A 13698-nucleotide genomic window follows, 5' to 3' on the forward strand; every position below is an offset into this window, starting at 1 on the left:
TTATAAATTCAGTCCTTATGAAGCTATTAGTTATCAACTAAAATATAATTAAACTGCAAAAAGCTAATTTTGAGCGACATAGAAATTTTTCGTTAAACCATCTTAGTGAGATTTCAATCGAAATAAGGTCTCATCACAGGATGTAATGAGCCAATCAAGGGTCAGGATGACCCATTTCGATGGTTCGAAAAATTTCTCTTAAAGCGAAAAATTAGCTTTTTGTAGTAAAATCAAATATTATTATTCTGTAAATCTATCCATTTTCCCTTTTTTTATTTGGAAAAATATATTATCATAATTAATGAACATGGGAAGAACCACTCCAGAAAGGAGAATTTTAGATGATTATCGGAATTGATGTTGGTGGCACCCACACAGATGGAGTGCTGATTAAAAATGGACAGGTAACAAAAACTGGAAAAGTGGTAACCAGACGTGATGATTTAAAGGAGAGTATCCTGGAAGTTTTAGATGAACTATTGGTTGGGCAGGATGAAAAAAAAATTGAACGGATTGTATTCAGTACCACACTGACCACTAATTTAATAGCTCAGAGAAAATATCCACCAACCGGCCTTGTTCTCATTCCTGGACCCGGAATGAAACCTGATTGGTTAAAGCTTGGAACGATTAACTGGTTATTGAAAGGTTCTATTGACCATCGGGGCCGGAAGGTGATGGACTTAGAACAAAATGAGCTAAAAAGTTTTTTAGAAGAATTGGCTACTTCCGGTATTGTTGATCTGGCTATTGTGGGAAAGTTTTCAACCCGCAACCCTTCCTTGGAAGAGAAATTAGAATCCTTTATCCGTGAACATTTACCGGAAGTTGATAATGTCCAATTGGGAAGCCGGGTTGCACCGGTATTGAACTTTCCAAGAAGAGTACATACTACCTGGCTAAATACTGCAGTCTATCGTGAAAATACTATCTTCCTTAAAGAAGTACAGGATGCTGTCCATAAGCGCGGGATTAATGCTCAGTTATATTTGCTCAAGGCTGACGGTGGAACCATGTTATTACAAGAAGGAATAAACTTTGGTGTTGAGACTATTAAATCTGGGCCAGCGGCAAGTATTATGGGATTTCTGGCTCTATCAGGTACTGAGAAGAGAACTTCTCTTTTGTTGGATGTGGGAGGAACCACTACCGATATTGCTCTGATAACAGGCGGTGTACCTCTTTTTGAACCTGAAGGTGTAGAGATTGAAGGCTATTTGACCTCTGTTAGAGGTTTATTAAATAGATCAATTCCCTATGGGGGTGACAGCCGTATAATTGTTGATAATGGACAGATTGGATTGGCTCCTGAAAGAGTTGGCCCTGCAGTAGCTTTTGGCGGCAGTGTACCTACATTAACCGATGCGTTGGTAGTCGCTGGTTTAGTAGAAAAAGGTGATCAAAAACAGGCACGATTGGCCTTCGCCAAATTAGTTGAACATATTGAAGATAGTTTAGAAGAAGCGGCCCAAAAAATTATTGACCACTTTTACTTAAAAGTCAAGGAAGCTGTCGAAGAATTACTGATAGAGTTAAACAACCGACCTGTATACACCATTCACGAACTTTTAACAGATACTCGACTTGAACCGGAAGTTGTGATGATGATCGGTGGGCCTGCTAAAGCACTTCTGCCTGGATTGGCTGATAAATTGGGATTGGCTCCAATTTTACCAGATTATTATCATGTGGCCAATGCATTAGGTGCTGCAGTTGCCCGGCCAACACTTAGACAAACTCTTTATGCCGATACAGCACAAAAATTCTATAGACTATCAGGAATTATGGGTAAACAGCAAATTACTGGAAGATTTACCCTTAAAGATGCCCGACAAATTTTATTGGAACATATGAAATCTATGGTAAAACAAAATGGTGGATTGAATATTGATGATAAATTGATAGAGATTACCCATGAAGAGAGTTTTAATCTAGTGCGGGGCTTTTCAACCCAGGGCCAGATTTTAAGATTAAAAGCCCAGGTCAAACCCGGTATCGATCCCGCCCTGGGAGAACTGAAATTTCTAATGAAAGGTGAGATAAAACAATGAAAAGTAATGTACCTGTAGCAAAAAATAGATTAGGACTGATCTTTTTTCCTGCTTATGACTGGGCCATAACTCCTGACCATCCTGAACGAGAAGAACGGCTTCTTTACACCCATGATCAGATTATAGAAGAAGGACTATTGGATGTGGAGGGAATTTACGAATTTAAACCCGAATTGGCTACTGAAAAAGATGTGGCCAGGGTACATATTTGTGTACCAAATGTAAAAACTCTGGCAACTACTTCTCACCTCATTTCAGCAGGTGGAGCAATTACTGCTGCAAAAAAGTATATAGAAGGTGTAGTGGACAAGGCTTTTGCCCTGGTACGCCCACCAGGCCATCATGCTTTTCGAGTGGTCCATGGAAATCGGGGATTTTGTAATATTAATAATGAAGCGATTATGGTTGAGTGGCTTAGAACCAACTATAATCCTGAACTAAAAGTAGTATTTATTGATACTGATGCCCACCATGCTGATGGAACTCAGGATATTTATTATCATGATCCAAATGTACTCCATATCAGCATACATCAGGATGGCCGGACTCTCTATCCCGGAACCGGTTTTACATGGGAATTAGGTGGGCCGGGGGCCATGGCAAAGACTTTGAATATTCCCCTCCCTCCCGGAACGACTGATGAGGGGTATCTGTATGTGATTGATGAACTAATACTGCCTATATTAGAAGAGTTTAAGCCTGATCTGATTATCAATTCTGCCGGACAGGATAATCATTACAGTGATCCTTTGACCAATATGGGTATCACTGCTCAAGGGTATGCGGAGTTAAATCATAGGTTAAATCCTCATCTGGCAGTTTTACAAGGTGGTTATAGTATTGAAGATGCACTACCATATACTAATCTAGGAATTCTTCTGGCCATGGCCGGGCTGGACTATTCTAATTTAAAGGAACCTGATTATCATCCTTCCCGTTCAAGACAAGATTCCAGGACTATGGATCAGATTAAACAGATTGTTGAACAGGTACGGTACTATTGGGAAAATCGGGACAGATTGATTTCTGATGAGTTTGAAACTATTGGCAATGGTTATTATCAACGGGAGCGGGAAATTTTTTATGATACAGATTATATTTCAGAAAAGCAGAAGGAAACTGTTAAGGTCTGTAATACTCCCGACTGTCATGGACATATTTTCATTAAGTCCATTGGCACTCATTTGGGGATTTATAAAAAAAGAGTATCTATTGCAGCAGTGATTATTCCGCGACTGGTATGTAAGGAATGTCAGCAAATAGCAAGAGAGAAATATGAAGAATATTGTCAGAAAGGGCAATATCATTATGTATATTTGCAAAATCAGGTGAATGAGGAGTATTTAAGATGGGTGAGAGAATAGTTAATTAACTTAAGAATATTAAGCCAGAATCTCTGTTACGGTCCCAGAGATCAGATAAACGATTGGATAACATCATAATATTTTATCAATGGTTATACTGCAAAAAGATAATTTTTTTCTTTAAGAGAAATTTTTGAAATCATCTGAAGCTCGATTTCAGTCGAAATAAGACTCACTAATCAAAGGGCCCTCCTGGCCCTTGATTAGCTCATCACCTCCTGTGATGAGGCTTTATTTCTCCTTCAATCTTGTTAAGATGGTCTAACCAAAAATTTCTATGTAACTTAAAATTAGCTTTTTGCAGTATAATCATCAATTTTATTTTATCAAGGAAAATTTTTTAATACTAAAGATGAAAGTCAACCATAATTTTATAATTTACTGGCATTACAAATATTTCTATCCAACGATCCAGATAAAATCTCAGGCTGTTGACAAAATTAGAATGTCAACAGCCTGAACTACTCTAATTTGGGATAGTTAATTTATTTTAACCAGGATTCAATGATCATCACTCTTTGGTGTTGGATGAACCGTACAAACAGAATCCACCCTTCCAATTTTACCCTGTGGGAGAGTATAGTTCTATTGCACACATTCAGCATAAAAAGAGACAGCAGCTTCTCCGGTACTGGTCAACTGACCACTGCGGTAAATAGATTCCCCGGCATTCAATACAAATTCTATACTACCCATAAAATCATCACCAGAAGTTGAATCAGAATCATATACTTCAATTTCAATCAGACTCCCAGCAGGTTTAGCTATATAGATAGCATTTGTATCTCCATCATAAGTGGTTATCAGAGCATCATCTCTTCCCATTTTCACAGGATATGCAGTTCCCTTTACAGCATCATCATGTTTCCATAAACGTTCATCCCAATAGATTTGTCCATCAACAAATATCTTCAAGTAAATATCACTTCCATTTCCAAAAGCATCACGATCAGCTAGACTGGTAACATCATACAGAACAATCTTATGTGTATATTGCGAATTGGAAACATAATTTCGACTCCAATTTCCTAATCCGGTAACATGAGTATCAATTAGGTGAGCTGGGTCTGACCAGGCAGAACCATTAAAGGCTGGGCCATCGTCAGCATCATCCCAATACCAGGGAGTTTTTGCTGCATTTTCCTGATAAGTATCTCCTCTAAATACACCAAAGGCAGCATATGTTTCTACAAAATCATACCTACGGTCCCAGAGGTCAGAAAAAGGTCTTAATGTATACGAATACTCATGTACCCAATTTCCACTTCCATCTGTTGGAACTTCAGCCCATCCACCATAGTAATAAACAATTCCATCACCGCCAGGAGCATCTCTACCATCATAGGCTTTCCAACCATGTCCATTATTGTCCAGAGAACTGCCGTTAGCCTGAATATAAATTTCAGGACGACCATAACTGTCAAAAAGAATTCCTCCATTCACAGTTTCTTCTGCTCCCCGGATATTCGGATCATTTGTATAAACATTCCAATCATCATGGGCCATTGTTATCATAACATGCAACGAACCATATGTAGAACCATCCTTTTTAATAGCCAAAACCGCTCCCTCAAAATCATTCTCATGCTGATCAAAGAGCGGCCCATCATCACGGGGATGAAAAGCATCATAGTTGATAAACCAGTGAGTTTCAGTCTCAACAACACTATAGTAAATATAAGAATATTTGGGATAATTATATAAATTTTCCCAGTTATCTATTCCTTTCCAATTGCTATCATAATTAAATAGAGTAAAATACTCGGCTTCATAATCATAATTAACATTTGTATCATGATAAAATCTAGGTGCCCAATGTTGAGCTAATTCATCATAAGTTATAGCCGCAACCGGCAAAGCCATACCCCACATCACTAAAAAAAGAATGATTAAAGGACTAACTTTTCTCATAGCTTTTCCTCCTGTTCTTTGATTTTTGATAGTTAAAAACTGATAAAGAATAAAAATTTATCCCCATTCTTGCCTCCTTTCTGTGTTTATTCTTTCTTTCTAATACTTTCCAGTCAATATAAGTATATAATATTTTCTTTGTTTTATCAAATAAAGTTGTAAAATACAACAAATAGCCTTTAAGGGTTTTTGGATAATAATTACAGCTATAGGTTAAGTAAATGAAAAGTTCTTTCTGTAGAAAAGGGCACTTTCAAGGCAAAAAAAAGGATTCTACCTAATGATTTAGGTAGAACCCCTTATTTTGTATTACTTATTTTTCAAAACATAACCTCCCCGACTTTATCAGATATATAAATGAACAAACTGCAAAAAGCTAACCATCTCAGTGAAATTGAAGGAGAAATAAGGTCTTATCATAGCTTTTGATAAACCAATCCATGGATTGCCCTGAAATCAATCTTTAGATGGTTCGAAAAATTTCTTTATGAAGTGAAAAATTAGCTTTTTGCAGTAAGATCATAAATTTAATCAAAATTCCTCTTAGATTTTCTTTTGTAATACCAAAATTTCTACAGAATCATCTAAACTATCCTTATATCTCGATACTTCGATAAATCCGTGTTTTTTATAAAATTGACGTGTCCTATGAAATTGCGGATAATCAGAATTTTCTGCAAGAGTATTTACTTCAATTACTTCAATATTTTTTGATTTTAAGTAATTTTCAACTACTTTCAAAAGCTTTTTCCCAATTCCTCTATTTTGAAATTCTGGATGGACAGCCATCCATGAAATCTTCCCATTATGATAATTTGATCTTCCTACTAAAAACGAGATAAATCCTACAAATTTATCATTTACAGTAGCAACATAACCATCATGTCTGCTGATATTATTCCTAACTGCCTCTAATGTCGGCTTAGAAAAATATTGAGGAAGTAATTCCAGTAACTTAATAATGTCTTGAGTATCTTTCTCTTCCTTCTTTCGTATTTCGATAGATATCCGATTATTCATAAAGCACTCACCCTTTTTTAGCCAAATTATTCCAAAGGCGCCACACTAGCAACAGGCATTCCCTTAAAAACATAAGACGCTGGACGCACCATAATAGCAACACCATCTACCGGCGCCAAAATATCCTTTTCACCTATACGCCCTAAAAGATCACCGTTTTTAATTTCATCGCCTGGCTTAACAGCAGGAATAAAAACACCATCCAGATCAGTTTTAACGGGCTGTAACTTACCATAAAAAGTAGGTTCTGGTTTGACATTTTTTCCTTTAATCATACCTAAATGACGCAATAAATTAATAAGTGATTGATAACATTCCTCTGCAGCTTCCAGGTTGATGACCCCATCTTCTCCTCCACCGGGCAGTTCGATAATAACCGCTGGAATACCTTTTTTACAGGCCTCAACAAAGAGTTGACCATTGGCACCCCAACTCTCAATAACACGTGGAATAGATAACATACCCGCTAACTCTTTTGCAAAATCATATTCTTGCCACAATGCCAGGGTATAACTTGAACCCCAAAGACCGCAACAATGCAAATCAACGATATAATCAACATTCTGGGCCTCTTCCCAAATCATATTAGCTACAGCCTGGCTTGGGCCAGAATCCCGGCTTCCCGGAAAAATGCGGTTCAAATCCTGTTCATCATAAGGCGATGTACGCTTAAGCCGCCGAAAAGCAGTCGGATTGGAAATAGGTAGTACTTTAACCGACCCTTTTAACAGTTGGTTCTCTTCGAGAAAACTAATTACCTTATGAGCAACATAAATGCCTGTCGCTTCTCCACCATGAATTCCCCCGGTAAAGAAAACCTGAGGAGTTCCTTCACCAAAGACATGAAAAGTCAATTCTACTTTTACAAAATCATCAACTATACGGGTATAGGTACTCTTTTTCATGATGTATCACCTCTTTTAATATTGATATATTATAAAATTTTCCATTGCCTATAAAAAGTTAGAATAAACAGTAATATTTCTTTTGTTTTTATATTAGATGATTAAACTGCAAAAAGCTAATTTTGAGCGACATAGAAATTTTTCGCCAAATCATCTTAGCGAGATTTCCGACGAAATAAGGCCTCATCACAGGAGGTGATGAGCTAATCAAAGGCCAGGAGGACCCGTTGATTAGGAAACCTTATTTCGGCGGAAATCGAGCTTTAGATAATTCGAAAAATTTCTATAAGAAGCGAAAAATTAGCTTTTTGCAGTTTAACCATCAAATTCTTTTTGCTCTTATAATCTTATAATTTATAGAACAATTTTGTCAGAAAAATTTTTAAAACTTAATTTTAACTTAAATTCAGCAAGTAAAATGCCTAATACCTGATATTACGGACTTTGATAACATAAATTATTGAAAAATTTTGGGTCTATAATTAATGTTGTGAAGAAAAAATTATAAAAAATAAAAAGGCATTTGCTGGCTCCGTTGAATTAATTAGTTGCGAACTAAAAACCAAAGAAAGGAGTCCAACAAATGCAATATAATAATATCATAAAATTTCTTGATTTGCCAGACATTATTGCAACTGAAATTATTTCAACGGAGGACAGATATATTTTTATCGCTGAAGCAAAGAAAAATCACATTGTGTGTCCTCAGTGTGGTAATATCACTAATAAAATCCATGATACAAAATGGCAAAATATTAGAGACATCCCCATAAGAGGTAAACTAGTAATCATTAGACTTCTAAAGAAAAGATATCGTTGTCCTTATTGTCATAAGAGGGGTATCCCTGAAAAATATGAAAGTATTGATAAATATGCCCGTAAAACCAAACGCTTTGATAAATATCTTGCTAAAGAAACTGTCAGCAAGGATTATTCTAAAGTTGCTAGAGAAAACGGGTTAAGTTATACAGCTGTTAATAATGCAGTTAAAAAAGTAGTTGACCCTCTCATTAAACAACAAGTTTCAAAACTTAGTCAATTAAAAGCCATCAGTATCGATGAATTTGCAGTTTTAAAACGCCATAAATATGGAGTTAGCATTACAGATCCAATTAATCGGGAGTTAATTGACATTTTACCTACTCGCAAAAAGGATGATTTAATTGACTACTTTAATTGTTGGGAAGATGAACAAAGACGACAGATTCAATCGATCTCTATGGATATGTGGCGGCCGTTCAAAGCAGTAGCAGATGCAGCATTTACTCATGCAAAAATTGTTATAGATAAATTTCATCTTGTAACTTTAATGAACAGAGCCCTTGATGAAGTTAGAAAACAAGTTCAACAAACAGTAAATAATCATCAGAGAAGAAAGTTTTTTCAAAGTCGTTTATTACTCCAAAAACGAGCTGAAGAATTGACAGATGAAGAACATGAAAAGCTCATCAAATTATTTGAACTCAGTCCAGCTCTAGAAAAGGCCTGGGAATTAAAAGAGGAATTCAGAGACTTATTGCAGCTAGATGATGTGAAAGAAGCCACCAGAGCTCTAAAAAGGTGGTATAAAGAAGTAATAAAAAGCAAGCTGATGCCTTTTTACCAGGTAAAAAAGATAATACAAAGATGGGAAGAAAAAATACTAAATTATTTTAAGACTAAGATAACCAATGGCTTTGCTGAGGGTATCAATAACAAGATTAAATTGATCAAAAGGATTGGATATGGTGTTCCAAATGTTATGAATCTAAGGAGAAGAGTATTTAATGCAATGTTAAGTTATTAAATTTAAATGTTTATTTCAAAATCAATTTACCAATCAATTCAACGGAGCCAACTTATCTTTCACAACATTTGACGGAGAGCCAAAATTTTTTGTAAAAAATAAAAGGGATAACTCCTCTTTTCTGGTAAATAATTTAGTAGGAAAAAAACATCCAGAAAAGAGTATCCCTATTATAAGTTTACCAGAAAATTAAAGAAAGTAAATAGCTTAATCGCAAAAGTTTCATTTGATAATAAAACAGTGTCTTTACATGTAGCCTTCACATACATTGAAGCTTTTAAGAATATCATTGGTTTCAAAGATTTAATTGAGGATACGATATCATATAACAAGGCAACAAATTCTGTATTTTCTACTGCTGACATAATAGATTTTATGGTTGATGCTGTAATACAGGGTTATTCAAGATTTTCACATATGGAATCTCTTAGAGAAGATCAAATTTATACTAACTTCTTTCAAAGAAAAGCTGGGAATTATCGATAATACTAAATGAAATTCTTGACCTGACACTCGAAAATGGAAAACATCATACTAACCATAAATTTCTTGATTTCTTCAGAAGCTGTGAAGAAATAGTTCCTTCTAACTGGTATATAAAGCGTATCCGTGGTGGCCGTGGTATATTTGACCAGAATAATTTCAAATACTTTGAAGAACAAGGATATGAATATGTTGTCAAAGCTAAAATGCAAAAGGGTGTTCAAAAGATAATTAATTTCGTTAACCAATATCCTGAACAGTATCCCTGGATTCCTATAAATAAAGTATTTAGTGTAACCGAAATAACAGTCCCATTGCCTTCCTGGGATAAGTCCAGAAGATTTATACTCGTAAGGAAAAGGCTTCCCCGCAGCAAAAATGGGCAGTTAGTCTTTAATATGGATGAGTTTAAATATGAATATCAAGCTATAGTCACTAATATTGATTATCTAACTGTGGAAGAAATTACGTTGTGATATTGAAAACAGGATTGACGAACTAAAAGAAGGATTTGCCTTTTCCCAAAACAGTCAGCAAAATAAAAAGTGTAATGAACTCTTTCTGTTAATTAAAATGATAGCTTACAATCTCCATAACTGGTTTAAACAGAGTATATTACCGGAAGACATGCAGAAGCATGAAATAACCACATTAAGAAGGATATCATATAATCTGCCAGGCAATCTGGTTGGTAATGGTTATTACCGACATATTAGATTTGCTCCAAGTAAATGGCTTGAAAGAGTAATCAATTATATCTGCCACAGGCTTAAATGCTTCTTTAAAACTGTTGTTTTTGCATAAAAGACAGTTGGACAATATTTATTTTTTTCAGTCCCGAAAGGAGGCTTAGTTTCTTGTACCCAAAAATCGCATCAATATGGACGTTTGCTTTACATTAGTTATTAATATGTAGTTTTTAAAGATCAAAAAGCGTAAAACTGGCTTTAGGACATCTGTTTAAGAGAGAATTTCATTTATTTTCGGCTATTTTCGGCCTACTTGCCGATTATAAGTTAAATATAGAAACACACTTCCTCCAAAAACAATAACAAAGATAATTATTTTATATAGTAAGTTTATCTGAAACAAATCCATTTTAAATAACAGTAAATACGGAAGAAAAAAAATTAATGCGACAATGGCAGGAAGCAGTTCCTTTTTAATAATCGCGTAAACTATAAAGGCACCTATTACAACAAGTAAACTGTCCATATTTTACACTCCTTTCTAATGATTAAATGTAAAAGTTAGTTTACAGAGCAATCCAAAAAGCATTTATTTTATTTACCATACTGAGACCAACCACGTACAAAACCTTTACAAAATCTATAAATGTCCCCTATGTAACTGATTGGACCTCCGATGGTCTTCTTTATTCCCGCCTTGAGGGCAGCCTTAACACCCACTCTTCTTCCAATACTTCTCGTCGTATGATAAATTAATGCGCCACCTTTTTCTACAGCAACTTCATCTGGTTTAGAAGTATATGCTTTTCCAACTTCTCTTAAGCCTGATGCAATACTCTTACCTATTCTGGAATTGTTAAATCTTTTCATCTGGTTTGCACTTGAAAACCCAGGAACTTTAAAATCTCCATTAATTTTGTTTGGATCCACATTCATATACGGATAAGGCATTTGTCTATCTCTCCTTTCATAATCTTTTTATGCTCTGTAAACTAACTTTTATTACTCTAATGAATCATGATGAATACCTTTAAACATCTTTTTCTGCTTGTTATATACATTTGTTTTCGAATTTTTGTTCACTAGATTAATAGTCTTTTCTACCAGTACTTCTCCAGTTAAAAGAATAACACTAAGTTGTAAAGGTTGCAATTCTTTTAAATTCATAGTATGAGAAAAACTTAAATGATATGGTGGATTTGTTGAAGGTGGGATAATTTCCAAAAAAACTATATAAACATTGTTTTTCTTTGTTAAAAAGAGAGATATTAAGGGGCAAATAATCAATCATATTATTAAATTCCATAAATAAAATCACATTTTCTTTTTTTATATCAAAATAACTTGTAAAATTACTGGGTTGAATTTGACCTTTTCTATTAACATAAGTTTCTAAACAGGTTACAGCATTTAGCAGTTCTATTTCCCTATAAAGTTTAAGTAAGCTATTAAAGTCAAGTAACATAAGATCTTCTTTATTTACTTGTATCACAACTGGCTCAGAAAATAAGTCAACTTGATTCACTAAATCCGATAGTTGAATCCATCCATCTTTATTTTGAACAGGAAATATTTGATTTTGAACTTTAATAGAAATTTCCTCTTCAGCAAACATTGGGATATAAATAGTATTCATAATGTAACCTCCCACGCTAAAGTCGTATTGTCAAAAGTTTTTTTTAGTTTTTGACCATAACCCCTTGATATTACTAATTTTTTTATTTAAAACTTGCCACCCCCTTTTTTTGAGATATATTTTAAGTTAACTATATCAAAGAAAGGGGTAGCAAACCTTGATTAAATTAATTCAAATATTACTGTTATACATTCAAATTCAACAAAAAATCATTGTTTTTCTCATCAGCTCTTTGCCTGGTAAGCATATTACTCGTAAAGCTCATGATAAATTGATTGACAAACACTACCGAAAACTTCAAGTTGATCAAATGCCCATTATTGAAATTCCTGAAAAACTAAACTTTAACCAACTTCTTATCGATTATCAAAACTCACATGGTAAACCTCTCAAACCTATCAAACGTCATAAAAACAAGAAAGTTAAAATTCCCAGTAACCTTGGTAACCTTATATGCCCACGATGTGGCGCTCCTCATCAATATCTATATAGCCCCGTAATAGGTTTAGAGATAAAGTATGAAAATGATATAATAATGATAGAGAGGGTATTATTCATGAAACGTAAAAAATATTCTGATGAACTCAAACAGCAAATAATTGAAGAATGTCGATTGATTGGTAATATTGCATTAGTTGCACGTCGCCATGAAATTTCAAGGCAAACTGTTTATAGTTGGATTAAATCCAGTCGTCAAAAAGGTTCTACAGAATCTCTTCCAAGAGACGAGAAAAAACAGTATTTGGAAGTTTTGAAAAAATTAGAATAAAAAGTACTGAGAATGATATGCTAAAAAAACTTCTTGCTGAGAAAGAATTAGAACTGGCAATTCTTAGGGACCTTAGAGATAAAGTAAACCCTCAATAGCCGACAAAGTTGCCATAGCAAAGAAATGGATGGAACTTGGATATAAGACCAGCCTGGTTTTAGGCTTTGTCGGCTTATCCTCATCTACATATTATGAGAACATATCAAGAAAACCAAAAGAACAGGCTGATATTAGAAAACCTTCAGGAAGACCAATTCCTGGTTACTCTTTTACCAGTAAAGGTGTAAGAATCTTTGATGAGCAAATTAAGGAATGGTTATGTAAGTTGGTTGCTGGAGATGGGTTTGATTATGGATATCGTAAACTGACAGTATGTCTTCAGGAAGACTATGATCTTCAAATTAATCATAAAAAGGTTTATAGGCTATGCAAAGAATTGAATATCTTAAGGCCACAGAGAAAAATTAAACAAAGATATCCTCGTCGGTTAGCAAAAAGAGAAAAGATACATTCACAAAATCAATTATGGGAAATGAATATAAAATATGGATATATTTATGGAACTGATCAATTTTTCTTTCAACTATCACTCATAGACGTTTTCGACCGTTCAATAATAAATTATCATTTAGGATTATCTTGTAAAGCAAAAGATGCTTGTAAAGTTTTAAAAAATGCATTAAGAAAAAGGTGTATAGTAAAAGGAATGGACATGCCAAAAGTAAGGACAGATAATGGTCCTCAGTTTATTTCGCATAAATTTAATAGCTTATGTAAGGAATTAGGTATAGAATATGAAAGAATTCCTGTAAAAACCCCGAATATGAATGCACATATAGAGGCATTTCATTCAATATTGGAAGAAGAATGTTATAGTCGTAATGAATTTAAAAGTTTTATGGAAGTATATGACATAGTAAGTAATTATATGAAGTATTATAATGAGAGAAGAAGGCATGGAAGTATCCGAAATATGCCTCCGGCAAAGTTTTATGAAGCATTTAAAAATAATTCTGTGAAAATGGAATCTTTTATAGCATAATCTCCAATATTAAGGGGTTAGCCCGTTTAGTTTTTAAGGAGA

Annotated in this window: 9 protein-coding genes and 2 pseudogenes; 5 read left to right on the forward strand and 6 right to left on the reverse strand. The window is 34.4% G+C overall.

Going from position 1 to position 13698, the window contains the following annotated elements; all coding sequences use genetic code 11:
• The first annotated feature begins 341 nt into the window (after positions 1 to 341).
• Together BBF96_RS06080 and BBF96_RS06085 are read left to right on the forward strand one after the other, a co-directional pair.
• On the forward strand, positions 342 to 2051 hold the full coding sequence (locus BBF96_RS06080) for a hydantoinase/oxoprolinase family protein (protein WP_127016324.1): 1710 nt from the start codon (positions 342 to 344) through the stop codon (positions 2049 to 2051).
• Complete coding sequence (locus BBF96_RS06085) at positions 2048 to 3415, forward strand: histone deacetylase family protein (RefSeq protein WP_127016325.1); 1368 nt, start codon at positions 2048 to 2050, stop codon at positions 3413 to 3415. Before BBF96_RS06080 ends, BBF96_RS06085 begins: the two co-directional genes overlap by 4 nt.
• Positions 3416 to 4000: 585 nt before the next feature.
• On the opposite strand, the gene BBF96_RS06090 is transcribed toward BBF96_RS06085, so the two are convergent.
• The 3 genes from BBF96_RS06090 to BBF96_RS06100 form a co-directional block, all read right to left on the reverse strand.
• Complete coding sequence (locus tag BBF96_RS06090) at positions 4001 to 5326, reverse strand: C2 domain-containing protein (protein WP_127016326.1); 1326 nt, start codon at positions 5324 to 5326, stop codon at positions 4001 to 4003.
• Between the two features lie 543 nt (positions 5327 to 5869).
• Positions 5870 to 6346, reverse strand: coding sequence for a GNAT family N-acetyltransferase (locus BBF96_RS06095; protein WP_127016327.1), 477 nt, complete (start codon positions 6344 to 6346; stop codon positions 5870 to 5872).
• Positions 6347 to 6372: 26 nt separating this feature from the next.
• Positions 6373 to 7251: a succinylglutamate desuccinylase/aspartoacylase family protein gene (locus tag BBF96_RS06100; RefSeq protein WP_127016328.1), complete on the reverse strand. Its 879-nt coding sequence runs from the start codon at positions 7249 to 7251 to the stop codon at positions 6373 to 6375.
• 583 nt (positions 7252 to 7834) lie between these two features.
• Between BBF96_RS06100 and BBF96_RS06105 the strand changes: the two genes are divergently transcribed.
• Together BBF96_RS06105 and BBF96_RS06110 are read left to right on the forward strand one after the other, a co-directional pair.
• On the forward strand, positions 7835 to 9037 hold the full coding sequence (locus BBF96_RS06105) for an ISL3 family transposase (protein ID WP_081499421.1): 1203 nt from the start codon (positions 7835 to 7837) through the stop codon (positions 9035 to 9037).
• 210 nt (positions 9038 to 9247) lie between these two features.
• Positions 9248 to 10324 (forward strand): annotated as a pseudogene (locus tag BBF96_RS06110) (transposase).
• A gap of 183 nt (positions 10325 to 10507) precedes the next feature.
• Here BBF96_RS06110 and BBF96_RS06115 read toward each other — a convergent pair.
• The 3 genes from BBF96_RS06115 to BBF96_RS06125 form a co-directional block, all read right to left on the reverse strand.
• The gene (locus BBF96_RS06115; protein ID WP_127016329.1) at positions 10508 to 10735 is read right to left on the reverse strand and encodes a hypothetical protein; all 228 of its coding nucleotides are present in this window, start codon (positions 10733 to 10735) and stop codon (positions 10508 to 10510) included.
• A 68-nt stretch (positions 10736 to 10803) separates the two neighbouring features.
• Positions 10804 to 11160 carry a hypothetical protein gene (locus tag BBF96_RS06120; RefSeq protein ID WP_127016330.1) on the reverse strand — a complete coding sequence of 119 codons (357 nt, stop codon included), beginning with the start codon at positions 11158 to 11160 and terminating at the stop codon, positions 10804 to 10806.
• 181 nt (positions 11161 to 11341) lie between these two features.
• A complete protein-coding gene (locus tag BBF96_RS06125) occupies positions 11342 to 11845 on the reverse strand; it encodes a hypothetical protein (protein ID WP_127016331.1) in 504 nt (167 codons plus the stop codon).
• Between the two features lie 556 nt (positions 11846 to 12401).
• On the opposite strand from BBF96_RS06125, the pseudogene BBF96_RS06130 reads away from it, so the two are divergent.
• Positions 12402 to 13656: pseudogene (locus tag BBF96_RS06130) on the forward strand (IS3 family transposase).
• Positions 13657 to 13698: the final 42 nt, after the last annotated feature.

It is taken from the genome of Anoxybacter fermentans, from assembly GCF_003991135.1.
Classification (GTDB): Bacteria; Bacillota; Halanaerobiia; order DY22613; family DY22613; genus Anoxybacter; species Anoxybacter fermentans.